The sequence below is a fragment of the Zobellia roscoffensis genome (assembly GCF_015330165.1).
Lineage (GTDB): Bacteria > Bacteroidota > Bacteroidia > Flavobacteriales > Flavobacteriaceae > Zobellia > Zobellia roscoffensis.
Window position 1 is genome coordinate 2,861,112 of sequence record NZ_JADDXT010000002.1, and the last position, 24,630, is coordinate 2,885,741.

Here is a 24,630-nt window from a genome sequence, read left to right on the forward strand (position 1 = left end):
TAAACCCAAAATTAACCTTTCAACATGTTTTATTTTTTAATTGATATTCTAGGTACGATAGCATTTGCTATTTCTGGGGTCTTGGTGGCAATGGACAAAAAATTGGACCTGTTCGGTATTTTTATTATTTCATTCGTTACAGCAGTGGGAGGTGGAACGCTGCGAGATATGCTTATAGGTAACACGCCCGTATTGTGGATGCGTGAGCCTATCTATATAACTGTAATTGCTGGTGCTGTTGTCTTTTCGGTGATTTTTGCAAGACATTTAAAACATTTAAGGAGAACGTTGTTTTTGTTTGATACCATTGGTATTGGCCTTTTTACCATGTTGGGAATAGAAAAAGGATTGACGGTAGATCTATTACCGGTAATGTGTATTGCCTTGGGAACTATTACGGCTTGTTTTGGAGGTGTTATAAGGGATATGTTATGTAATGAGATTCCGGTAATATTCAGAACAAAGGAAGTTTACGCTACGGCATGTATTTTGGGCGGAACAAGTTATTTTATATTGATACTATTGCCCATAGACGGTGCTTACGCTTATATAGCGGCCATCTTAATCATTATTGTAACCCGTTTGTTGGCTGTGAAATTTAATATAGCTTTACCCAATATTTACAAGAAAATAGACGCTTAAAAGGTTTTTTATTCAATGACTTCTGCTTTTTGAATGTAGATGTTCTGCGATGGCCAATCGCCTTCACCTATTTTTACACTGTTTATTTTATCTACTACGTCCATACCTTCTATTACCTTTCCAAAAGGTGTAAACTCACCATCTAGATGATAAGATCCTGGTTTGGTCACTACAATAAAAAACTCATATGGTGATGCCAGCATATGCGGATTATCAATTTCACTACTGGGCATTGATATAACGCCTCTGTGATGTTTGTGACCTTTACGTGTGTCAGGAGGTAATAGGTAACGGCCTATTTCACTTCGTTTCCTACCTGTTTTTCTGTCATCTGAATTACCGCCCTGAATTATGAAATTCTTTACCACACGGTGAAACTGGGTCTCATTAAAATAGCCTTTTCGGGTTAAATAGATAAAATTGGCTTTGTGGTAAGGTACGTTGTCAAAAAGCTGAACCGTAAAACTCCCAAATCGTGTGGTAATCTTTACTTTATCTGCTTTTAAGTCTTTTTGATATTCAAAGAAAAAGTCGATGGCATTTTCTTCGGTCAGTACAAATTTTTCTTTTTCTTCTTTTTTTATTTCAGAAGAATCTATCTGAACAGAATCCTTTTTGACTTCCTCTTGTACAATAGATTTTTGCTTTTCTTTAGGACTTTCGCCGCAAGCAGCAAGAAAAATAAGTGGTAATATTGTTACTATAAAAGAATTTCTGATTGTCATGAATTTTGATGATTTCTCTATTCGAATCCCAAAAATAAAGAATCTGCCGTTACCGGGAGAGGCTTCACATTTAAAAATGGCACCTCAGTTTAGGTTAGAAGAGCTCAAAATGGCTCGTGAAAAACCTCAAATTACGAAGAAGGCCGCAGTTATGGCACTTTTTTATCCGGATGAGGCAAATTTAACTCGGCTTTTACTCATTTTACGAAAGAGCCATCCTAAAGACGTTCACTCCAATCAAATAGGTTTCCCAGGAGGACAGGTGGAGGTTGATGATACCAATATGATGGCCACTGCGCTACGGGAGACTTACGAAGAAGTTGGGGTAAAACCCAAGGAAATAGAAGTTGTAAAATCACTAACTGAAATTTACATTCCTCCTAGTAATTTTAATGTGTATCCTTTTATGGGACTTTATACCAATCCGCAACCTTTTTTACTGCAAGAAACTGAAGTAGAGGAATTGGTAGAGGTTCCATTAGTAGATTTTATGGATGATGGCAACATTTTTATAGAAGAAATGACTACTTCCTACGCATCAAATGTTCCCGTACCTGCCTTTAAATTAAATGGTTATACGGTTTGGGGAGCTACAGGAATGATGCTAAGTGAAATCAAGACCTTGTTACGACAGGTTTTATAGGGGTAAATTCGTATTTTTACCGCCTATGAGTATATTTAAGGAAAATCCGTTCGGACATATCTTGTTTCTAAAAAAGTGGCTTATCCGCCTTATTGGGATAGTTACACATTCTAGGTACAAGCGCTTTAATAGTCTAGAAATAGAAGGGTCAGACATTATCCGGTCACTACCGGAGAGGAAAGTACTTTTTGTTAGTAATCACCAAACTTATTTTGCAGATGTGGTTGCTATGTTTCATGTGTTCAATGCAAGTCTAAAAGGGCGTGACAATAACATTAAGAATGTAGGTTATATATGGAATCCTAAGTTGAACATGTATTATGTTGCTGCTGCAGAGACTATGAAAAAGAGTCTCTTGACCAAAATATTTGCTTACGCAGGCTCTGTAAGTGTAGAACGAACTTGGCGTGCAGAAGGAAAAGATGTCAACCGGCAAGTAAAAATGAGTGATATTTCTAGTATTGGAAAAGCTGTTAATGATGGTTGGGTAATTACTTTTCCCCAAGGAACTACTACACCGTGGAAACCACTAAGAAAGGGTACTGCACATATTATTAAAAAATATAAACCTGTTGTAGTTCCCGTAGTTATTGATGGTTTTAGACGTTCGTTTGATAAAAAAGGACTCCGTATCAAGAAAAAAGGTATTCTTCAATCTATCGTAATTAAAGAACCTTTGGATATAGATTATGAGAATGAATCTTTTGAGTCTATTATTGAAAAACTTGAATACGCTATTGAACAGCACCCATCTTTCTTAAAGGTAATTTCTAAAAAAGACTTATTGGCTTACGAAGAGGAAAACGAACTTCGTAGGTACCGCAATAGACATAAAATCTAGACTTCTAATTTCTTTAGCTCTTTATAGTTTTTCTTTAGTTTACGTAAAAGCAGACCATAGAGCAGGAAGTAAATACCACCAAAGAATGCTATCATAACTACACCTAGAATGGCCATAGATACCATTAACGTTGTTTTTAACTTTTCTGGCGAAACACCTTTTTCATCGCCGGCCATTTCCGTAAAATTGTCCATAAAACTATCATTTAGGTAAATACCTATAATGACTATGGCTATGAATACCAGAATGGTGGATAATGAAAATATGACATAATATTTAACAGTTCTTCTCGTCCTAATGATTTTTCGCATTAGACTTTTGGCACTATCCAATACTGAAATTTCTTTGTATCGCTTGTAAAATAGATACACAAAATAAAATACCACCAGATAGTAAATGACGGTCATACCTAAAAAGTATTGATCTACAATAGTATTTTCGTAGATACTCATACTTTTTCTAAAGGAAGGTATTAAGTACAAAAGGTTAGGTAGTGCTATTTCTAAAATGCTGATTATCAAAATCCATTTGACTATGGATGATGATTTTTTCCATGTCATTTTATGTATATCCGTATAGGTCAATTTAGGAAGTTGATCTCCCTTCTTTTGCCAATCTTTCTTTAAAAGTTCCAGTTCATCCATCATCTCAGCTCCTTAAGGATTCAATATGGTTCTTAATTTTGTTTTGATCCTGTTCATCTTCACACGTGCATTTACTTCGGTAATACCCAGTGTTTCACTAATTTCTCTGTAATCTTTATCTTCTAGGTATAAAAACACAAGGGCTTTATCTATATCGCCCAATTGTTTTACGGCCTTGTACATGAGTTTTAACTGCTCTTCTTGCGTAACATCATATTCGTCGGCTTTTATTTTAAAAATTACCGACTCATAATCTTGTGTCTGAACACGTCGCTTAGATTTTCTATACAGTGTAATTGCTGTATTCAGTGCTACTCGGTACATCCACGTGCTAAACTTAGATTCGCCCCTAAATTTTGGGTACGCTTTCCAGAGCTGAATTGTAATTTCTTGAAACAGGTCGTTGTGCGAATCTCTATCATTGGTATACAATGTACAGACCTTGTGAACAATGTTTTGATTGTTCTCAAGTTCCGTCACAAATTGATGTTCCAGTTCGTTATTCACGCAGGTGGTAGGTTGTTAGACTATAAGTAGCCCAAAAGGATTAATTGTTACAGACATATTTTAAATGAGTTGAGAATAAATATGAAATTATGAGCTGATATATTTTAATTATATTGATTTTCAGTAGATTATAATTTTATAAATCGAAGAAATGTCTTGAATTGCTTTTGCTTTATAAGTGTCTTACACTTTAAAATACAGGTAAAATTCACAAAACAATGAATTTTCTTACATTTTGAATGGCTTAAATATAATAAAACCTATAGTTTATCGGTTGGGGTACACAATGAATGTTTAATTTTGCCCATATTTTTTAGTCCATGTCAGATACAGATGCACTTAACTTACCAAAATCTAGCTTACCAAGAATTGTAATTGTTGGAGGTGGTTTTGGAGGGGTAGCTTTAGCGAAAAAATTGAGTAAAAAAGAAGTGCAAGTAGTACTTCTGGATAAGAACAATTACCATACGTTTCAGCCACTATTGTATCAGGTTTCTACAGGTGGCCTTGAGCCAGATTCTATAGCATACCCTATTAGAAAGATATTACAGGATTACAACAATTTTTTCTTTCGTTTGGCAGAAGTACAAAATGTAGAACCTCAATCAAAAACAGTTACCACCAATATTGGTAAATTAGGGTATGATTATTTGGTAATTGCAGCAGGTTCTACAACCAACTTTTTTGGTAATACAGAGATAGAGGCCAATGGTATGGCCATGAAAAGTATACCGCAATCCTTGAACCTTAGAAGTCTTATTCTTGAAAATTTTGAACAAGCTCTGTTAACGGATGACCTTCATGAGCGTGATGCCCTAATGAACTTTGTTATTGTTGGTGGAGGACCTACTGGTGTGGAGTTGGCAGGTGCTTTAGCGGAAATTAAAAAAGGGATACTTCCCAAGGATTATCCAGATTTAGATACGCGCAGGGCACAAATTAATTTAATTCAGTCTGGTGATCAGATTTTAAAGGGAATGAGTGATAATGCGTCTAAAAAAGCCGAAGATTTTCTAGAGAGTCTAGGTGTAAATATTTGGAAAAACACACGTGTTGTTAGCTATGATGGCAAAACGGCAAGCACCAAGACAGAGCTTGTCTTTGAGGCAGCAACCCTAGTCTGGGCCGCTGGTGTAAAAGGTGTGCCTATTGGTGGTTTGGATGCTGAAGAGTTTTTAGTTCCGGGTAACCGCCTTAAAGTAAATGAATTTAATCAAGTTTTGGGTCAAGATGCTATTTTTGCTATTGGTGATATTGCATGTATACAGACCGAAGATACGCCGCGTGGTCATCCAATGATGGCGCAACCTGCTATTCAGCAAGGGCGTAATTTAGGTGATAATTTGTTGCGATTGGTGCGTAAAGAAACCATGAAACCGTTTGTGTATAAGGACAAAGGAACTATGGCCACAGTAGGCAGAAATAAGGCCGTAGTAGATTTAAAAAATTATAGATTTCAAGGTGTTTTTGCCTGGTTTGTTTGGATGTTCGTTCATCTCTTCTTTTTAATAGGTTTCAGAAATAGAGTAGTGGTATTCGTAAATTGGGTGTATAATTACGTGCGTTTTGATAGGGAGGCACGATTGATCATACGTCCCTACCAACGCGATTATTCTTTATTTAAAGACAATCAGAAGACTTTATAAATTACCGCTTGATACGGGTTAAGTTCAAAACTGTGGTCTGTTTTGTGACTTTCAGCAGTATCGTTTGAAATAACTAGTTGTGCTTGGTTAAACTGCACTTCATCTAGGTCTACTAAACTTAATTCCGTGGAGAAGTTTAACAGCACTAAAAAGCGCTCTTCTTCCCATGTACGTAAATAGGCGTAAACCTTCTCGTTGTCCTTTAATAGTAGACGATATGAACCATATACGAGTCCAAGAGAGTCTTTACGTACTTGTACCATTTTTCTAAAGTAGTTGAGAACGGAATCCGTTTCCGCTTCTTGTTGGGCAACGTTAATTCCTTCCTTAAAATTTTCGTTTACTTTAAGCCATGATTTTTCTTCTGAAAAGCCTGAATTAATATCCGTGTTCCATTGCATTGGAGTTCTGGCATTGTCCCTTCCGGCTTTTTTTTCATCATTTATAAAAGCTTCTAAATCGCCACCTGCTTTTTTGATGCTTTTATAACGTGTTAGGGTATTGATATCTTGGTAATCTGTAATACTATCAAACTTTATATTGGTCATACCTATTTCTTCACCATAGAGAAAATATGGGGTGCCCCGCATAGAAAGTAAAAAGGTCTGCAATAAAGTTGCCGAGTTTTTCCAATGGGCCTTAGAGTCATTACCCCAGCGGCTTACACTTCGTGGAAAATCGTGATTGTTTAGATACAGGCTTCCCCACCCTTTTTGGGAAAAAGTATCATCCCAGTCAGAGAATATTTTTTTGAATTCCGTCAGTTTCCATGGTTCCTGGCTCATTTTGAAAGTTTCGCCAGGCTCTCTGTCCAATCCCATAAGGTCAAAATGAAAGAACATATTTAGTTCGTTTCGGTCTTCATCAACAAAATTCAAAGCCTGGTCTTTACTAACACCGGGAGCTTCGCCAACAGTCATTACATCATATTTACTCAGAACTTTTCGATTCATTTCTCGTAAATAATCATGCAAATTCGGGCCTTCTGCGTAATAGGTGATGAAATCCCCATTATACCTCACGGGAAGCTCAGGATAGTCAATGTCTTTGGATATGGAAGAAATAACGTCCATACGGAATCCGTCTATACCCTTATCGAACCAAAAGGTCATAAGGTCATATACCTCCTGGCGCACTTTAGGGTTTTCCCATTTTAGATCGGGTTGCTTGCCAGAGTAGTAGTGCAAATAGTAGGCATCTGTAGGCTTATCATATTTCCATGCATTACTGTCTATATCAAAATAGCTAAAACGTTTTGGAGGTGTACCTTTTTCCGCGGGCCACCAGTGGTAATAATCTCTATAAGGATTGTCTCTAGATTTTCTAGATTCTATAAACCATTGGTGTTCATCACTACTATGGTTTACCACAAGGTCCATTACCAAACGAAGGTTCCTTTTCTTCATTTCTGCCATAAGCTCATCTATATCTGCCATGGTACCAAACTCTGCCATAATATCTCTGTAGTTAGAAATATCGTATCCGTTATCGTCATTTGGAGAGGTATAAACAGGGTTAAGCCAAATAATGTCTACCCCCAGACTTTGTATGTAGTCCAGTCTTTTGATTATTCCTTGTAAATCGCCCACTCCATTGCCTGTAGTGTCTTGAAAACTTCTTGGATATATCTGGTAGACAACACCTTCTTTCCACCATTTTCGCTCGGAACTATTGCTCATATTCAACTATTTAGTTTTAAAGATAGAATTAGTAAATGAAAGAAAGAGCGGTTAAGGTATATGGGTTGAAACTACAACGTTTTCGGTTCATAAATTTCTTTGGACAATAGTTTTGGTGAGCTTAGAGTTGCAGTTTGATGTTTAATTAAAGAGTTAAATTTATCAGAAATAACCTACATAATTTTGAGTGATGCTTATATTTATCAAAACAAATCATAACTATGATTACGCTGGTACGAATCATATTTTTTCTTCTTTGTGTGGCAATGGGAAAAGCTCAAAACTCGGTTCCTGACCTCAATCTAGGGCAATATCGATTAGCTAAAGACTCTAAATTCTATACTAGTGGTTTTGCTTATCCTGTTTTTATGGATAACGAAATACATACACAAGCTACCATGGGTTACCAGTTTGATGATAATTTTACGATGGAACTTCAAAATTATTATGATACCTATAGGGCTCATGATTTACACCGTGCAGAATTGGAGTTGAAATATTACACAAATAACAAGCTGTATTTGTTTAGCGGGGTGGCCATGGAAAATGTATTGGAAAAATATGGTCAAAAAGCACCCAAACCTCAATTTATGTTAACAAATGGTGTGGGTTACGAAGTAAAAACGAATATGATGATGGAAACCAGATATGACCTGAACATCAACAAAAATAAAAATAAGGCCCCGGGAAAATCTAGTATGTTTAGTGTTTTAAGCAAATTTACGTTTTAGACGCGTAGAGGTAACCCTCGCCCTTTTCACTTATATTTTTTTAAAAGGTTAAACTTTTCAAAATCAGACCTTAGGCTCAGTGGCTATACTTATATTTAGGGAAGTAAATCCAAACTATGATTACCCTAGTTAGAATCCTATTTATTTTTCTCTGTATGATTGTAGGAAGGGCTCAAAACCCTCAAAAGTCAAGTGCGTTTGATCCACAAGTTGAAACTTCCAAACTCTCAATAGAAGCCTTTTCTTATCCTGTTTTTATGGATAATGAAATGCATTCACAATTTACATTGGGCTATAAGTTGGATGAAAAATTTGCGGTAGAACTTCAGAATTTTTATGACACTTATAGAACGTTTGATGTACAACGTGTAGAACTTAAACTAAAAAAATATTTTAGTGATAAACTATACTTCGTAAACGGGGTTGCAATGGAGCGAGAATTGGATAAACATGGATTTGATGCAGCCAAACCGCGCTATATAATGACCAACGGCGTTGGTTATGACATTAACAAAAATGTTATGATGGAAGTTAATCACGACTTGAATTTCAATACATCCAACATAGGCACTTATGGAATGCCAAGCCTATTCTCTGTAAAGAGTAAAATAAAATTTTAATTTCTCTATTTTCTTGGGTGAAACTTGTTCATGACCTCCGTAAGGTGCGTGCGATCTACATGAATATACACTTCGGTAGTTGTAATACTTTCATGACCCAACATTTGCTGAATTGCTCTTAGGTCTGCTCCATTCTGTAATAAGTGCGTTGCAAAAGAATGTCTAAAGGTGTGCGGACTAATACTCTTTTTTAAGTCTATTTCTACGGCGAGTCTTTTTATAATCGTAAAAATCATTGCCCTGGTCAATTGTCGACCTCGGCGGTTTAAGAACAGGATATCCTCAAAACCTTTTTTAACATCTTGGTGTACCCGTATTTCTTTACGGTAAATGGTAATGTATTTTTTATTTACCTCACTAATGGGTACAAAGCGCTGTTTATCTCCTTTACCGGTTACCTTTATAAAATCTTCTTCAAAAAATAAATCGGAAATTTTTAAAGCTACTAGTTCTGAAACCCGAAGTCCACATCCATAAAGCGTTTCCAACATGGCTCGGTTACGTTCACCTTCAGCTTTTGAAAGGTCTATGGCACCAATTATGTCGTTAATTTCATCTTCGGATAAGGTGTCCGGTAGTTTTCGCCCTATTTTGGGGGATTCTATTAAATCCATAGGGTTATCTTCCCTGTAATCTTCAAATACTAGATAATTGAAAAAACTTTTCAGCCCTGATATAATGCGTGCTTGAGACCTTGGATTCATGGTCTTTGCCACTTCATAAATAAATTGCTGAAGGGTTTCTTTTTGTATTTGTTTAGGGGTGTCGTTTAATGCATTGTTGCTAAGAAAGTCTATGAGTTTGGTAATATCCCAACTATAATTTTTAATAGAATTGTCCGATAGTCCTCGTTCTATTCTTAAATAATGCCCGTAGTCTTGAAGCGCTTGGTTCCAATTCATAATGTAAAGTTAACCATTGCTAGGATTGTGGCAATTCAATTATAATAGGATGATGAAGATTTTAAGTGAAATTTCAGCTAAAGAATTGACGCTAAGTAAAGTTTTCTATCTTTGATTATGATATAACTATGAATCAAGTCTAATTTTGTTTGTTGTTTCCTCCTCCTTAAAGCCTGTGTGTATTGTTAAAATAGTGAGTTATGACAAATTAAAGTAGGATTCGTAAAAACAACTGTAATCATGAAAATTAAGTTTTGCGCTATTATAGCGTTTGTTTTTTTTGGAGTTCAAAGTAGTATTGCACAAACCGTGATACAGGGCACTGGCCCTTCAAGTGGATTTAATACTAGTGATATTAAATTTGGAGGCAAAGCAGGGCTTAACTTTACTACTTGGCTTGGAAATGATTTTGATGGTGTTTCGGCCAAAGTGGGTGCCTATTTTGGAGGTATTGTAGAAATACCTGTTATGGAAAATTTTTATGTGCAACCCGAATTAATATTTGCATTGCAAGGTGCAGATTTGGGGCCGTCTAATGTAAATTTGGCTTACATTCAACTACCTGTTATGGGGAAATATCATATAACAGATGAGTTTGCTGTAGAGTTGGGGCCTCAAATAGGATTTCTTTTGGCAGATAACTGGGAAGAAGACTTGCAATTTCAGGATACAAAGTCAATTGATTTGGGGGTTAATCTGGGAGGTGGTTACCGTATGGATGAAAACTTCTACTTTCAGTTACGAATAGGCGTTGGCCTTTCCAAGGTTTTGGATATCACCAACGCACGTAATGGAGCTGTATCCGTAGGTGCGGTGTACTTCTTGTAAGGATAGAATAAAATATAGAATGAAACGGCCGCCCAGTGCGGTCGTTTTTTGTTGGTAGCATCTAATATCGCCGTAAAAAGTTTATTTTTGAAACATGAAATTAATCATAATCAATGGTCCTAATCTTAATCTATTAGGAAAGCGTGAGCCCGAAGTCTACGGAAACAAAACTTTTGAAGATTATTTTGCTGATTTGCAGTTTAAGTTCAAAGATGTTCAATTGGAATATTATCAGTCTAATATAGAAGGCGAGCTTATAGGTAAAATACAAGAAGTAGGTTTTTCGTATGATGGTATTGTTTTAAATGCAGCGGCCTACACCCATACTTCTGTGGGTATTGGCGATGCTATAAAAGCAGTAACGACACCGGTCATTGAAGTTCATATTTCAAATACACACAAACGCGAAGAGTTTAGGCATGTATCCTATATTTCTCCTGTGGCAAAAGGTGTGATTCTAGGTTTTGGTCTTCAGAGTTACGATTTGGCAATTCAGAGTTTTTTGAAGTAGTTAAAACCTAGGTATAAGTGGGTATTCGGGTTTAAAAAATGGTTTTAAGGGTGTTAGCTTACCTGTCGCACATCGATTTTTGATTTGTAGCTACAACAAAAAGGCAATGAATTTCGTTTAGCCTTTAGTTTTACCAAACAACCAGCACAAACCAAATTTTAATTGCCATGACCAAATCATTTTGTTTATTTTTGACTCTGACCTTTACATGTATTTCACTATTTGCCCAAGAGGGATTTAAAATTGGCGCACATGCCGGTATGCCTCTTGGAGAGTATAATGATTATGTTAGTGTTGTTATAGGTGCAGATGTGGGCTATATGTGGGCTCCCAATAAAGCTTTTGACCTAGGAATAAAAGCTGGTATAATTCACGGTTTTGCCGAAACTTTTACGGGACAGAATGTTACCGTTGACTACCCAAGTGTTCAGTTTTTACCCCTTGCTGCCTCTGTTAGGCTTTGGCCGTCAAAAACTTTTTCTATTGGTGGAGATATAGGAAATGCCTTTGGTTTAAACGAAGGAAATGATGGTGGACTTTACTACCGCCCTCAAATAGGATTCCAAGTAGGTCCAAAATCCGAACTTAACTTTTCATATACCGGTATTACCATAAATGATAGTACTTGGTCTACGGTTACTATGGGTTTTGTCTATACCTTTTTATCGGCTAGACATTTCAGATAATTTAGTTATAGAAGGTTTTAAGCTAGAGTAGCTTCTTTTGTTAAGTATTTCTTTTCCACATAAAAAGTGGCAAAAGGCAAAAGAGATGCAATGAGTATAAAGAATGCTTTTTTAATATTCCATTTTTGTTCCATCCAAAGAACAACGGCTAATATGATATAAGCAATAAAAAGCACGCCATGCGCGTACCCAACATACTTATTGGGCATGGGTAAATCTGCTAAATATTTTAACGGCATAGTAACGGCAAATAGGGCCAAATAAGAAATACCTTCTAAAATTGCAGTAACCCGAAAAAGACTTAGCATACGGAATGGATTTTAATGTGTTCGTTTTAAGATAAAGTAATGGGCCTATGAGATGTGTTTTGATAACAATCTTATAGGCCCATATATAATTTAATCTAATTTTAATTATTACAAGTGTATCACTTCATCATAAGCAGCTGCTACAGCTTCCATAACAGCTTCACTCATGGTTGGGTGAGGGTGAACCGCTTTTAAGATTTCATGACCTGTAGTTTCTAGTTTTCTAGCAACAACGGCTTCGGCAATCATATCCGTAACACCGGCTCCGATCATATGGCAACCTAACCATTCGCCATATTTGGCATCAAAAATAACTTTAACAAAACCATCTGGAGTGCCAGCAGCTTTTGCTTTACCACTAGCGGAGAAAGGAAATTTACCAACTTTGATATCCAATCCTTTTTCTTTGGCTTGTTTTTCGGTAAGACCTACAGATGCAATCTCAGGCGTACAGTACGTACATCCAGGAATGTTGCCGTAATCTAAAGGCTCAACATGCATGTCTGCTATTTTTTCAACACAAAGAATACCTTCGGCAGAAGCAACGTGTGCTAAAGCTTGACCAGGAGTTACATCACCAATAGCATAGTAACCCGGTATGTTGGTCTGGTAGTAACTGTTTACTAATATTTTATCTCTGTCAGTAGAAATACCAACATTTTCAAGACCTATATTTTCAATATTGGTTTTGATACCAACGGCAGAAAGTACAATATCTGCTTCTAGAATCTCTTCGCCTTTAGCAGTTTTTACAGTTGCTTTAACGCCTTCACCAGAAGTGTCAACAGAAGTAACCTCTGCAGAAGTTTTGATTTTTATACCTACTTTCTTTAAGCTGCGCTCTAGTTGTTTGGAGATATCTTCGTCCTCTACCGGTACAATGCTAGGCAAGTACTCAACTACGGTTACTTCCGTACCCATAGCGTTATAGAAATAAGCAAATTCAATACCAATAGCACCACTACCCACAACAACCATTTTCTTTGGTTGTTCCTTTAAGGTCATAGCTTCACGGTATCCAATAATTTTTTTACCGTCTTGTGGTAAACTAGGTAATTCACGACTACGTGCTCCAGTGGCAATGATAATGTGATCAGCACTGTATTCAGTTTCTTTACCATCGGCATCCTTAACAGAAACCTTTTTTCCTGCTTGTAGCGTACCATATCCATTAAGAACTTCAATTTTGTTCTTTTTCATCAAAAACTGAACACCTTTGCTCATACCATCGGCAACACTACGGCTTCTTTTTACTACGGCATCAAAATCTTTGTCTACATTTTCAGCAGAAAGACCATAGTCACCGGCATGCTTCAGATATTCAAAAACCTGAGCCGATTTCAAAAGTGCCTTGGTAGGTATACACCCCCAATTTAAACATACACCGCCTAAATTTTCTTTCTCGATTATGGCCGTTTTAAAGCCCAATTGTGAGGCTCTAATAGCGGTAACATATCCTCCGGGCCCGCTACCCAAAACAATAACATCGAAATTGCTCATATTTTTTATTTTTTTTGCTGTTGTAAATTAAAATGCCCGCCGTAGCTAAGCAGCTGCAAAAGTACAAAACCAAATGCAAAGATTAATACCAAAATTGAAGTCTGAAGCTAAAAAGGCAAGTTGAGTGTTGCTTAAAACTAAAATTTTGTGGTATTAGTAACAAATTACCTCTTAAAGAGGTCTTTATTAAAGCGTTCAGACTCGCCTTTTGGAATGGAAAGAGACGTCCATTTGTCTGCTTTAATCATCTTTCCTAATAATACAATTTGCCCTACATGGCTACTATAATGTGCTAACTGTCTGTGTACAGCTTGGACAATAGAGTGCTCTTCGTTTCTTATTTTTATTATGGTGTTGAAATTCTCTGGAGATACAGAATTTAATGCATTAAATAAACATTGCCAACCGGCTTCCCATGCAATTAGCATTTCTTCTTTGGACTGGTAGGGTTGTACAAATTCGTTTTCACGATTACGCCATAATTTTTCTCCGTCTTCAGTTAAGAAATTCGTCCACCGGCTTAGCATATTACCAGACATGTGCTTTACAATTAAAGCAATAGAATTGTCGCTTTCGCTCAGTTTCCAGTGTATATCACTTTCATTGAGCTGAAGGAAAGTTTTATTGCCCATGGTTTTATAACGGTCAAATTCAAAAAGTACACTTTTAATAAATGAATTAGGGTATTCCATATTCGTGATATAATTACGAATATAAAATTATTGAATTACCGCCTTAATCGCACTATTCCGCCGCTACAAAATCTAAAGCCACCCCATTTATGCAATGTCTTAGTCCTGTAGGCTCGGGGCCATCTTCAAAAACATGACCTAAATGCCCTCCGCAAGTAGCGCAGTGTTCTTCGGTTCTTTTGTAGCCAATTTTATAATCAACATCATAGGCTACATTTCCCTTTATTTCTTCATAGAAACTTGGCCATCCCGTACCGGACTTAAATTTGGTGTTACTTTTAAAAAGTCCTGTACCACAAGCAGCACAGACATAGGTACCTTCTTTTTTGTTGTCCAATAGGTCAGATGTAAAAGGGTTTTCTGTGGCCGCTTTACGAAGTACATAAAACTCTTCAGGAGTAAGTTCCTTTTGCCATTCAGCTTCGGTTTTTACAACACTAAAGTTCGTTTCTTTCTTCTCGGTTGTTTCTTGTGCTATTTTCTTTTTTTGAGAATTTCCTTGGCAGCCTACAAGGGCAAATCCAATGGCAATAAGTATATTTTTGTACATAGCTTTTTTAATTTTTCAGTTCTGTATTAGACGGAGGAGAAGTGGACTCCTTTCAAATTTAACTGTATTTACGATACTTTTAAGAAACGGTTTTAATTTCGACTTAAAAACGAACACCCCACTCAAATAGGAGTAGGGTGCTTATTTTATTTTTAAGAGGATTATATTATTTAAGAGATACTTTTTTAACATCAGCTTCGGTAACTCCAATACTATTCATAACAGCTGAAATATTGCTTTTATCCATTTTTGCAGCAGCAGAAACCCCTGGTAGGATTACAAATCTAAATATCTGCCCTTGGGTAATATCTGGGCTTAAGTTTGAAAGGTCAAAGTTACCAGTAATAAGAATCTCTACATCTCTGGTAGTATGACCTGGAACAAACTGAACGGTTCCTTCATCATAAAAAAAGGTTTGAGGTATCAAATTCCAAACATCGTTCACTACGTCGTCATTAAATTCAACTGTTCTATCATATTGATAAACCAAAACAGCATCGTTAGCTTCTACGGGAAAACTGGTGAAATCTTCAAAATTTAATATGGTTTCATATAAATTATTTTCTGCTATATAAGTAAAGTCTACGTCTTCTACTTCAAAAACTTGGCCTTGTATGCCGTCTGCGCCATCCTGTCCAGGTTGACCGTCGCGTCCATCAGAACCATCACACGAAATAAAAAGAATTGTAAAAAGCGTACCGAGTAAAAGAAGTGTCCTCTTCATAATATTGATTTTATAATTGAAATTTCTAAACATATTTAAGATTCTTTTTTCAAAAAGCGTTCCATTTTTGAATTATTCGTATCTTTTATTTGTAACATTGAAATGCTGATCTAAAGTTAATTAACAAATATGTAAGCTTTTTTATAAAGTTCCTTAGATTTGTCAGCATCACCTAACTAATCGAACACTATGCCACAAGTAACCGTTTTTAGTCTTTTCTCCGAATTTGATATTGACCTTTTTAAATCAGGAAAACATTTTAGATTATATGAAAAGCTAGGTTCTCACCCAATGGAATTGAATGGAATAAAGGGAACCTATTTTGCCGTTTGGGCGCCGTCTGCTCGGGCAGTATCGGTAATCGGTAACTTTAATGAATGGAACGATAGCCAACACATGCTTAATGTTAGATGGGATGGTAGCGGTATATGGGAAGGCTTTATTCCAGAAGTTGGGGTAGGTGAAATTTATAAGTATAAGATCTATTCTAATAATCACGGAGCCGTAACCGAAAAGGCTGATCCATTTGCAAGGTATTGTGAGCATCCGCCAAAAACTGCTTCTATTATTTGGAAGGCAGATTATAAATGGGAGGATAAAAAATGGATGGAAACGCGAAAAGCAAAAAATGCTTTAGACGCACCTTTTTCTGTCTACGAAGTGCATTTAGGTTCTTGGAAGCGAGATAAAGATGGAAATTTCCTTACATATGAGCAATTAGCTAAGGATTTGGTAGCTTATGTAAAGGAGATGGGCTTTACACATATAGAGTTTATGCCCATAATGGAGTATCCTTATGATCCTTCATGGGGGTACCAACTTACGGGGTATTTTGCGCCAACGTCAAGATTTGGAGATCCTGAAGGCTTTAAATTATTGGTAGATGCATTGCACCAAGCAGAGATAGGCGTTATCTTGGATTGGGTTCCTTCTCATTTTCCGGAAGACGCACATGGTCTAGGCTTTTTTGATGGATCTCACCTTTACGAACATCCAGATAGAAGAAGAGGGTATCATCCAGATTGGAAGAGCTTAATTTTTAACTACGGAAGAAATGAGGTCCGTGCCTTCTTAATTAGCAATGCTATTTTCTGGTTGGATCAATATCACGCAGATGCGTTACGTGTAGATGCGGTTGCTTCAATGCTTTACCTAGATTATTCTAGAGAAGAAGGGGAGTGGGAAGCAAACATGTACGGAAATAATGAAAACCTTGAAGCTCTATCTTTTATTAGAGAGTTTAACGAAGCAGTATATGGAAGCTTTCCGGATGTGCAGACTATAGCAGAAGAATCTACTGCGTTTTCGGGAGTTTCAAAACCAGTGATGTATGGGGGCTTAGGCTTTGGAATGAAGTGGATGATGGGTTGGATGCATGATACCTTAGAGTACTTCAAAAAAGAAGCCGTCTATAGAAAACACCACCAGAACGACCTTACGTTTAGTGCTACTTATGCCTTTACAGAGAACTTTATGTTACCATTTTCTCATGATGAGGTGGTGTACGGTAAGCAATCATTGGTATACCGCATGCCAGGCGATGAGTGGCAGCGTTTTGCCAACCTTCGGTTGATGTTTGGTTATATGTTTACGCACCCTGGTACTAATCTTATTTTCATGGGAGGTGAATTTGGACAGACTAGTGAATGGAATTTTCAACAAAGTTTAGATTGGCATCTTACAGAGTATGATGTGCATAGTGGTGTACAAGAGCTTATAAAAGACTTAAATGCCATTTATAAAAAATTTCCGGCTTTATTTCAAAAGCAGTTTAGCCCTGATGGTTTTCAGTGGATAGATTATGGAGACCATGAAAATTCTGTATTAACGTATATAAGAAGAGGTCATGATACAGAAGATGATATATTTATTGCATGTAACTTCACTCCGGTCCCAAGAGAAAAATATAAAGTAGGTATTCCTAAGAGTTCTGGTAAGATGAAAATCATCTTAAATAGTGATGATAAAAAATATGGAGGTTCCGGTACGGATCCGAAAGTTTCGAGTATCAAGAAAAAAGCTTGGCATGGTCGCGAACAATCGGTAGAATTAACGATTCCGCCTTTAAGTATTGTTATTTTTCAGTAGGTTAGTGTGGTATAATCATAATAGTTGGTAAATGTTGTCAAATCATTTCGTTTTTAATGTTTAAAGTCTTTTTTTTGCAAGTCTTTAAATATCAAACAAATGATAACCAATACAGAACTAGAATATAAAGGAAACTTATACCCCAATCATATTGTAGATTATGTAAGGGATAAGGATAAGTTTTATTTTACTACCGATAACGGTGTAATTTTAGAAGTCACCGTAATTCAAGATAGAACCATACGGTTCCGTTATGCCACTGAACATGCATTTCAGCCAGATTTTTCATATGCTATTGACCCTAATGCAAGTAGGGGATATAGTCACTTAGACTGTTTAGAAACAAAAACGGAATACATAATAGAGACCTCAAAACTGCAGGTCTTAGTTGATAAAAAAACATTACGCACCCAGATATCCGATTTAAACGGTAATATCATAATGGAAGACGAACTTGGTTTTCATTGGGAAGAAAACTATGAGCACGGTGGTAATACCGTAAAAATGAGTAAAATCACCCAAAATACCGAAAGTTTTTACGGTATGGGAGATAAAGCCACCCACAGTAACCTTAAAGGAAAAAGGGTAAACAACTGGGTAACCGATCAATACGCTTACGGCAAAGACCAAGACCCGCTTTATAAGGCAATTCCTTTTTATATTGGTTTGCACAGTGGTCAAGCCTATGGTGTTTTCTTTGATAATAGTTTTAGAACCCATTTTGATTTTGCACATGAACGTCGTTCTACCACTAGTTTTTGGGGAGATGGTGGAGAAATGAACTATTATTTCTTCTACGGGCCAGAAATGCACAAAGTAGTTAGAGCCTACACCAATTTGACCGGAGCCCCAGAATTACCACCATTATGGGCATTGGGGTATCATCAGTCAAAATGGAGTTATTTCCCAGAAAGTAATGTAAAGGAAATAGCTAAGCAGTTCCGAGACCTAAAAATACCATGTGATGCCATTTATTTGGATATTGATTATATGGATGGTTTTAGATGTTTTACATGGGATAAAAAGAGATTTCCAGAGCCTAAACGCATGATTGACGAATTGTTTGAAGACGGCTTTAAGACCGTAGTCATGATCGATCCAGGTATTAAGGTAGATAAAGATTATTGGATTTATCAAGAAGCAGTAGAAAATGATTACTTCTGTAAACGAGCAGATGGTCCAAGAATGAAAGGAAAAGTATGGCCAGGAGAATGTAACTTCCCTGATTTTACCAATCCAGAAGTACGTGAGTGGTGGGCGGAACTTTATAAGGAGTTCATGGCCGAGATAGGTGTACATGCCGTTTGGAACGATATGAATGAACCAGCGGTAATGGAAGTACCTACTAAAACGGCTCCGTTAGATACACGTCATGATTATGACGGTCACCCTAGTAGCCACAGAAAAGCGCATAACATTTATGGTATGCAAATGGTAAGGGCAACTTATGAAGGTGTAAAAAGATATGTATATCCTAAAAGACCGTTAGTAATAACAAGAGCTGCTTATGCAGGTACACAACGTTTTGCTTCAACCTGGACAGGAGATAATGTTGCTACTTGGGAGCATTTATGGATAGCCAATGTTCAAATGCAACGTATGTGTATGAGCGGTTATTCTTTTGTTGGTTCTGATATTGGAGGTTTTGCAGAACAGCCTAACGGTGAGCTTTTTGCAAGATGGATTCAATTGGGTATTTTTCATCCTTTTTGCAGGGTGCATTCAAGTGGAGATCATGGTGCGCAAGAACCTTGGTCTTTTGGAAAAGAAGTTACAGATATCGTTAGGAAGTTTATAGAACTACGTTACGAGTTATTGCCTTATCTCTATACCATGTTTTGGAGGTATTCTAAGGAGGGGACACCTATGTTATTACCTATAGTTTGTTATGATCAAGAAGATACACAAACACATTTTAGAACAGATGAATTCATTTTTGGAGAACAGATTTTAGTATGTCCAATACAAGAACCAAATGCTAAAGGGCGTAGAATGTATATTCCTAGAGGTGATTGGTATAATTATTGGAATGATGAAATTGTAGAAGGCGGAAAAGAAAAATGGGTAGTTGCAGATATTGATAAGATTCCATTGTTTATAAAGGCAGGTGCTATTATTCCAAAATACCCTGTGCAGCAGTATGTGGGTGAGTTGGAGATTAAGGAGTTGATATTGGATGTTTATTTTACCGAAGGAGCAGAAAACTCTACCGTTTATGAGGATGCCGAAGATGGGTATGCTTACGAAAACGGGAAATACAGTTTAAGAAACTTTAAACTTTTAGGTAAAAAGGGTGAACTGAAAATACAACAATTTAAAGATGGTGCTTTTATAACGAGCTATGAAACTTTCAAAATTAAATTGCACGGTCTTCCTTTTAAAATAGGAAAAGTGCAGGTAGATAATGAGAAGGTAGCTATAAAGGATATCATGCCAAATGGAGATAACACGGTGCATGTAAGCAAAGATTTTACTCAATTGCGCATTACTGCCGAATAACTTTTTTCGTATTTTACAGGTCTAAACATAACCGTAATGAAAAAGATAATTTTAGTTTTAGCCCTATTCTTGGGTGTAGCTGCGTGTAAAACAAATCCGTTTACAGGCAAAAAAGTATTAAATTTTTATCCAAATAGTCAAGTTTTTCCAACTGCATTTGCACAGTATGATCAATTCTTAACAGAAAACAAAGTAGTTGAGAATACAGTAGACGCAAGAATGATTATTAAGGTAGGACAGCGTATTTCTTCTGCTGCAGAAAAGTGGTTAAATGCTAATGGCTATGCCGGATATCTTAAGGATTACAAATGGGAATACAACCTAGTAGATGACAAAACAGTAAACGCATGGTGTATGCCAGGTGGTAAAATTGTCTTTTATACAGGTATTTTGCCTATTTGTGCAGGAGAAAGAGGTGTTGCAGTTGTTATGGGTCATGAGGTGGCACATGCTTTGGCAGATCACGGGGCGCAACGTATGAGTGCAGGAACTCTGCAGCAGTTAGGAGCTGTAGCCGGTAATGTTGCTATTCAGGATCCACAGAAAAGAGAGATGTTCAATCAGGCCTATGGTGTAGGTTCTCAAGTAGGAGTCATGTTGCCATTTAGTAGAAGTCATGAAACCGAGGCCGATCGTATTGGTTTACAGATTATGGCAATAGCAGGTTATGACCCTACGGAAGCTGCAGAATTGTGGAAACGTATGAAAGCAAATAGTGGGGGAGAAGCGCCACCAGAATTTATGAGTACGCACCCTTCTAACGATACAAGAATCAATAACTTAACGGAATGGGCACCAGCGGCGAGAGCAGAAGCTAAGAAGTTTGGAGTAACCAGCTTTCAATAGATCTTACAATTATTGTATATTTAAAACCGTTCTTAAAAAGAACGGTTTTTTTATACCATTATGTCAGAAACCAACCTTCCAAAAGGAAGTAAAAAACTCCTGAATGCTTGGGCATTCTATGATTGGGCCAATTCAGTTTACAACCTTGTAATCTCATCTGCCATTTTTCCTATTTTTTATGGTGCACTTACCTTAGTGAAAGATGAAAATGGTAAAGTTTTGGACGATACCGTTCACTTCTTGGGTGTCGATTTTAATAATGACACTTTAATTAGTTATGTAACGGCAGCGGCATTTTTGGTAGTGTCTTTTCTAAGTCCATTTTTAAGCGGAATAGCAGATTATGTAGGGAATAAGAAAATCTTCATGAAGTTCTTTTGTTATTTAGGAGCTATGTCCTGTATTGGCCTCTATTGGTTTAGTATGGATTTTCTTTGGTTTGGATTACTGTGTTACTTTACGGCGCTGATAGGTTTTTGGTCTAGCCTAGTTTTTTATAATTCGTATTTGCCAGATATAGCCTTTCCGGAACAACAAGATGCTATTAGTGCCAAAGGGTATTCTTTAGGGTACATAGGTAGCGTAATTCTTTTGATTATTTGTTTGGCTATGATTTTAAAGTTCGATTCGTTTGGTTTTGAAGACGAATCTACCCCAACCCGACTTTCTTTTGTGCTAACCGGACTATGGTGGATTGGTTTTAGTCAATATAGCTATTATCACTTACCAAAGGGCAACAAAAAAGAAGCGTTTACTAAAGATATTCTATTTAATGGGTTTAAAGAGTTGAAGCTGATTTGGTCAAAAATTAAGCTCAACATACCATTGAAACGATACTTGGGAGCGTTTTTTGTCTATAGTATGGCCGTACAGACTATTATGCTAATTGCTACCTATTTTGGAATAGAAGAGCTAGATTGGGGTACAACAGATTCAACTACGGGACTAATAGTAAGTATTTTGTTGATTCAGATAGTAGCGGTCTTAGGTGCGTTTGTGACTTCACGTTGTTCAATGAGATTTGGAAACATTAATACGTTAATAGTTTTAAACCTAATTTGGATTTTCATCTGTATTTTTGCTTATACCATTACAACACCTATGGAGTTTTACGTCACTGCTGCGGCAGTTGGTCTTGTAATGGGAGGTATACAGTCGTTATCACGCTCTACGTATTCTAAACTTTTACCTGAGGATGCAGTTGATACCACATCTTATTTTAGTTTTTATGATGTCTCTGAAAAAATAGGAATCGTAATTGGAATGTTAAGTTACGGGTACATTGCACAGATAACCGGCAGCATCAGATATTCAATTATTTTCTTGGGGCTGTTTTTTTTGATAGGAATGTTCCTTTTGACGCGAGTCAATAAAATAGCCCCTATAAAAGAGGCTTAATTTGATGACTATAGTATTCGCTTTTTGATGTATTAATAACTTGAGACGTCTCCTGAACCCGATGTTTTTGTGTCCACCTTTTTAGGATTGCCACGGTAGTTAATGTCTCCTGATCCTGATACCCTAGCTTTTAATTTTTCGTTTGCTGTAACCTTAATATCGGCCGAACCGGAAACTGTAGCTTCCACATTATCGGCAATTAAATCGTAAGCTTTAATATCTCCCGAACCTGAAATGGTAGCTTCAAAATCACGGGTGTTTCCGCTGAGGTTCATATCGCCTGATCCAGACATGGTAGCTACCATCGTATCCGTATCAACATCTAAAGTAATATCTCCTGAACCGGACATTGAGGTTTTTAAACGAGGAGTTTTTAGCGTAGTACGCCCCACAATATCACCAGAACCAGATAGGCTAAGTGCATCTATGCTTTCTACGGGTACTTTAATAAGTATGCTATTATTACGTAAAGAAGGTTTTAAGTTCACCCCTTTTTGTACTTTGATGACCAATTTTCCATTTTCTACTTCGGTAATAATATACTCCAAGAGATTTTCTTCGCCCTTTATGGTCAATTCACCTTCACTACCGCTAACTAAATCAATATCAAGCCAACCAGATACCGCAATGGCTTCGTAATCTTCAACATTACGTTCTAAACTTACTACATTTCCATTTCCTCTAATGGACTTTCCCCATTGCGCGGAACAAGAACAGGTTACTAATACTAAACTTAATACGATAAAATTTTTCATGACTGATTGTTTTAATTGATTTTGATGATGATTTAATTTTTATAAAATGACACACCTCCATAGTCGCTAGAAATGGAAACTGAATTCCCGCTATTTGCTGAACCATGAAAGCCTTTGTAATAAGTACTTGTATTCTTTTCTTGACTTATGTTGATTTCAAAATCGTCTTTACCGCTCACTCCCGAATACGAAGTATTGATTTCAAAATTAAAATGGTAATCTGGTGAATACCCAATTTTTATACCTGTGTAGTCAGTTTTCAATTGCATGTTTCCTGCATCACCGGCCATGTTTTCTATTTTTAGAGAGCCATAGTCGGCATTTATGTCTACGTTGCCATGAACAGTTCCCAGTCGTACGGTAATATAGTTTCCATCGCCCTGTATGTTTTCAACTTCGCCAATCTCAATTTTACCATAGTCACTAGAGTATTGTAAATTTTCCATCTCTTCTACAGCGCTGTTGGTATAATCTGCACTAATGATAAGGTTTCCGGCTTTTTCAATTTCAAAACCAGAATAATCCGCTGAAATTTTACCACTCTTAATATATGAAATCGTTGATTTTGTTGTGTAATCAAAACTTAATTGGTTGTTGCGGCCTCTGAGTTCTCCTATGTCTAACCTTCCATAATCACAACTTATTTTAGCATGTCCGTCTACACGGTCAATACTAATACTGCCGTAATCATTGTCTAGATCAATATTGCTCTTTACGGGCAGTTTAATTGTATAGTTGATTTGCATATTTACATTGTTACTGCTGCCCCAATTCCAGCCCCATTTGCTTTTATTCGCATTGAAAACAGTTCTAGCGGATACTGAACTTTTGCTAGCATCAAAATCTACCGTAATTTCATCTAGTTTGTCCTGAGCTTTTTCCTCATTATTACTATTGGTAGTAATGTGAACCTCAATTAGGATACGGTTCTCATTCCAAGAAATGATGTTCAGGTTTCCGTAGCTATTTTGCACATCTAAGAGCGCATCACTATTTACCTGGAACTCTTTTTTAATAGTCTTCTCTTTAGTATATCTGCCTTTTGGTAACCCATCGTTTGCAGATAAGACTATGGGAAGCATAAATAAAAGAACCGTGAAAGGGTTATATAGTAGTTTTTGCATTATCGTAATTTTTTAAGTTTTTTATAGATTCAATAGTATTGAGAACATCTTGTAAAAGGTCAATACGAGTTTGAAAATTGGTTATCATAGCGCTTAAAATAAGTTTGCTATTTCCTCCATTGATAAGGTCTTGTTCCAATTTGGTATAATTGGTTTCCAACTTTTTAAGCTGCACCATGGTATCGTCAACAATCTTTTTAGTTTCAGGCGTACTCTCGTTTTTAAGTTCATTAACCTGCTTCTCAATAAGGTTGGCAAAATAAAATTCGGTACGTGATACTTCCGGTGAGATTTCTGCAACCTGTTCCTCTAAAGAGGGTTGGGAATTGTAAATGCTAAAAGTAATTGTGCATAGAATGGCAATTGAAGCTGCTACGGATAAAGGCTTCCACCAAGTTCTATTTTTAGTGCTTAAAGTTTTAACTTCCTGTTGAGCATTCAGCCGCTCTAAAAATCGTTGTTGATGACCGTGAGCGGGGGATTCAAGGTCAAAAGAATCTTCTAATTTTTGGAATAGGTCGTCTATATTATCTTTTTGCAT

Annotated in this window: 26 protein-coding genes; 13 read left to right on the forward strand and 13 right to left on the reverse strand. The window is 36.7% G+C overall.

Annotated features, from left to right (window positions below):
* Positions 1 to 24: 24 nt before the first annotated feature.
* Entirely contained in the window at positions 25 to 642 is a 618-nt protein-coding gene (locus IWC72_RS11985) for a trimeric intracellular cation channel family protein (protein ID WP_194526432.1), read from the forward strand.
* 8 nt (positions 643 to 650) lie between these two features.
* Here the strand turns inward: IWC72_RS11985 and IWC72_RS11990 are convergent, their stop codons facing one another.
* The gene (locus tag IWC72_RS11990) at positions 651 to 1,367 is read right to left on the reverse strand and encodes a peptidylprolyl isomerase (RefSeq protein WP_194526433.1); all 717 of its coding nucleotides are present in this window, start codon (positions 1,365 to 1,367) and stop codon (positions 651 to 653) included.
* Between IWC72_RS11990 and IWC72_RS11995 the strand changes: the two genes are divergently transcribed.
* Positions 1,366 to 2,010, forward strand: a complete 645-nt coding sequence (locus IWC72_RS11995) for an NUDIX hydrolase (protein WP_194529912.1) — start codon at positions 1,366 to 1,368, stop codon at positions 2,008 to 2,010. The two genes, IWC72_RS11990 and IWC72_RS11995, sit on opposite strands and share 2 nt — an antisense overlap.
* 25 nt (positions 2,011 to 2,035) lie before the next feature.
* A complete protein-coding gene (locus IWC72_RS12000) occupies positions 2,036 to 2,851 on the forward strand; it encodes a lysophospholipid acyltransferase family protein (RefSeq protein WP_194529913.1) in 816 nt (271 codons plus the stop codon).
* On the opposite strand, the gene IWC72_RS12005 is transcribed toward IWC72_RS12000, so the two are convergent.
* Positions 2,848 to 3,498, reverse strand: coding sequence for a hypothetical protein (locus IWC72_RS12005; protein WP_194526436.1), 651 nt, complete (start codon positions 3,496 to 3,498; stop codon positions 2,848 to 2,850). The genes IWC72_RS12000 and IWC72_RS12005 overlap by 4 nt on opposite strands.
* A 9-nt stretch (positions 3,499 to 3,507) precedes the next feature.
* Positions 3,508 to 4,002, reverse strand: a complete 495-nt coding sequence (locus IWC72_RS12010) for an RNA polymerase sigma factor (RefSeq protein ID WP_194526437.1) — start codon at positions 4,000 to 4,002, stop codon at positions 3,508 to 3,510.
* 320 nt (positions 4,003 to 4,322) lie between these two features.
* Here IWC72_RS12010 and IWC72_RS12015 point away from each other — a divergent pair, with 320 nt between their 5' ends.
* The gene (locus IWC72_RS12015; protein WP_194529914.1) at positions 4,323 to 5,648 is read left to right on the forward strand and encodes an NAD(P)/FAD-dependent oxidoreductase; all 1,326 of its coding nucleotides are present in this window, start codon (positions 4,323 to 4,325) and stop codon (positions 5,646 to 5,648) included.
* Here IWC72_RS12015 and IWC72_RS12020 read toward each other — a convergent pair.
* A complete protein-coding gene (locus tag IWC72_RS12020) occupies positions 5,633 to 7,327 on the reverse strand; it encodes a glycoside hydrolase family 13 protein (RefSeq protein WP_194529915.1) in 1,695 nt (564 codons plus the stop codon). The genes IWC72_RS12015 and IWC72_RS12020 overlap by 16 nt on opposite strands.
* A 221-nt stretch (positions 7,328 to 7,548) precedes the next feature.
* Between IWC72_RS12020 and IWC72_RS12025 the strand changes: the two genes are divergently transcribed.
* Complete coding sequence (locus IWC72_RS12025; protein WP_194529916.1) at positions 7,549 to 8,058, forward strand: hypothetical protein; 510 nt, start codon at positions 7,549 to 7,551, stop codon at positions 8,056 to 8,058.
* A gap of 116 nt (positions 8,059 to 8,174) precedes the next feature.
* Entirely contained in the window at positions 8,175 to 8,678 is a 504-nt protein-coding gene (locus tag IWC72_RS12030) for a hypothetical protein (protein WP_194529917.1), read from the forward strand.
* Positions 8,679 to 8,683: 5 nt separating this feature from the next.
* Here the strand turns inward: IWC72_RS12030 and xerD are convergent, their stop codons facing one another.
* Positions 8,684 to 9,580, reverse strand: a complete 897-nt coding sequence (gene xerD / locus IWC72_RS12035; protein ID WP_194529918.1) for a site-specific tyrosine recombinase XerD — start codon at positions 9,578 to 9,580, stop codon at positions 8,684 to 8,686.
* 240 nt (positions 9,581 to 9,820) lie between these two features.
* On the opposite strand from xerD, the gene IWC72_RS12040 reads away from it, so the two are divergent.
* The 3 genes from IWC72_RS12040 (at position 9,821) to IWC72_RS12050 (ending at position 11,605) form a co-directional block, all read left to right on the forward strand.
* Positions 9,821 to 10,408, forward strand: a complete 588-nt coding sequence (locus IWC72_RS12040; protein ID WP_194529919.1) for a porin family protein — start codon at positions 9,821 to 9,823, stop codon at positions 10,406 to 10,408.
* 94 nt (positions 10,409 to 10,502) lie between these two features.
* Complete coding sequence (gene aroQ / locus IWC72_RS12045; protein ID WP_194526444.1) at positions 10,503 to 10,919, forward strand: type II 3-dehydroquinate dehydratase; 417 nt, start codon at positions 10,503 to 10,505, stop codon at positions 10,917 to 10,919.
* A 167-nt stretch (positions 10,920 to 11,086) separates the two neighbouring features.
* The gene (locus IWC72_RS12050) at positions 11,087 to 11,605 is read left to right on the forward strand and encodes an outer membrane beta-barrel protein (protein WP_194526445.1); all 519 of its coding nucleotides are present in this window, start codon (positions 11,087 to 11,089) and stop codon (positions 11,603 to 11,605) included.
* Positions 11,606 to 11,622: 17 nt separating this feature from the next.
* Here IWC72_RS12050 and IWC72_RS12055 read toward each other — a convergent pair whose 3' ends face one another.
* The 5 genes from IWC72_RS12055 to IWC72_RS12075 form a co-directional block, all read right to left on the reverse strand.
* Positions 11,623 to 11,913 carry a DUF3817 domain-containing protein gene (locus IWC72_RS12055; RefSeq protein ID WP_194526446.1) on the reverse strand — a complete coding sequence of 97 codons (291 nt, stop codon included), beginning with the start codon at positions 11,911 to 11,913 and terminating at the stop codon, positions 11,623 to 11,625.
* A gap of 108 nt (positions 11,914 to 12,021) precedes the next feature.
* Positions 12,022 to 13,413 carry a dihydrolipoyl dehydrogenase gene (gene lpdA / locus IWC72_RS12060; protein WP_194529920.1) on the reverse strand — a complete coding sequence of 464 codons (1,392 nt, stop codon included), beginning with the start codon at positions 13,411 to 13,413 and terminating at the stop codon, positions 12,022 to 12,024.
* A gap of 164 nt (positions 13,414 to 13,577) precedes the next feature.
* On the reverse strand, positions 13,578 to 14,105 hold the full coding sequence (locus IWC72_RS12065; protein WP_194529921.1) for a DUF1572 family protein: 528 nt from the start codon (positions 14,103 to 14,105) through the stop codon (positions 13,578 to 13,580).
* Positions 14,106 to 14,157: 52 nt separating this feature from the next.
* Complete coding sequence (gene msrB, locus IWC72_RS12070) at positions 14,158 to 14,655, reverse strand: peptide-methionine (R)-S-oxide reductase MsrB (protein ID WP_194529922.1); 498 nt, start codon at positions 14,653 to 14,655, stop codon at positions 14,158 to 14,160.
* Positions 14,656 to 14,821: 166 nt separating this feature from the next.
* Complete coding sequence (locus IWC72_RS12075) at positions 14,822 to 15,379, reverse strand: collagen-like protein (RefSeq protein ID WP_194526450.1); 558 nt, start codon at positions 15,377 to 15,379, stop codon at positions 14,822 to 14,824.
* Positions 15,380 to 15,568: 189 nt separating this feature from the next.
* Between IWC72_RS12075 and glgB the strand changes: the two genes are divergently transcribed.
* From glgB to IWC72_RS12095, 4 genes are all read left to right on the forward strand, one after another.
* The gene (gene glgB / locus IWC72_RS12080; protein WP_194526451.1) at positions 15,569 to 17,467 is read left to right on the forward strand and encodes a 1,4-alpha-glucan branching protein GlgB; all 1,899 of its coding nucleotides are present in this window, start codon (positions 15,569 to 15,571) and stop codon (positions 17,465 to 17,467) included.
* 99 nt (positions 17,468 to 17,566) lie between these two features.
* Entirely contained in the window at positions 17,567 to 19,966 is a 2,400-nt protein-coding gene (locus tag IWC72_RS12085; RefSeq protein WP_194526452.1) for a glycoside hydrolase family 31 protein, read from the forward strand.
* Positions 19,967 to 20,002: 36 nt separating this feature from the next.
* Positions 20,003 to 20,812 carry a M48 family metallopeptidase gene (locus tag IWC72_RS12090; protein WP_194529923.1) on the forward strand — a complete coding sequence of 270 codons (810 nt, stop codon included), beginning with the start codon at positions 20,003 to 20,005 and terminating at the stop codon, positions 20,810 to 20,812.
* Between the two features lie 60 nt (positions 20,813 to 20,872).
* Positions 20,873 to 22,210 (forward strand): MFS transporter, encoded by a 1,338-nt coding sequence (locus tag IWC72_RS12095; protein WP_194529924.1) that lies wholly within the window; start codon positions 20,873 to 20,875, stop codon positions 22,208 to 22,210.
* 32 nt (positions 22,211 to 22,242) lie between these two features.
* Here IWC72_RS12095 and IWC72_RS12100 read toward each other — a convergent pair whose 3' ends face one another.
* Genes IWC72_RS12100 through IWC72_RS12110 form a run of 3 tightly spaced genes read right to left on the reverse strand, consistent with a single transcriptional unit; the run spans position 22,243 to position 24,630 of the window.
* Complete coding sequence (locus tag IWC72_RS12100) at positions 22,243 to 22,965, reverse strand: head GIN domain-containing protein (protein ID WP_194529925.1); 723 nt, start codon at positions 22,963 to 22,965, stop codon at positions 22,243 to 22,245.
* 32 nt (positions 22,966 to 22,997) lie between these two features.
* Positions 22,998 to 24,089: a hypothetical protein gene (locus IWC72_RS12105; RefSeq protein ID WP_194529926.1), complete on the reverse strand. Its 1,092-nt coding sequence runs from the start codon at positions 24,087 to 24,089 to the stop codon at positions 22,998 to 23,000.
* Positions 24,070 to 24,630 (reverse strand): hypothetical protein, encoded by a 561-nt coding sequence (locus IWC72_RS12110; RefSeq protein WP_194529927.1) that lies wholly within the window; start codon positions 24,628 to 24,630, stop codon positions 24,070 to 24,072. Before IWC72_RS12110 ends, IWC72_RS12105 begins: the two co-directional genes overlap by 20 nt.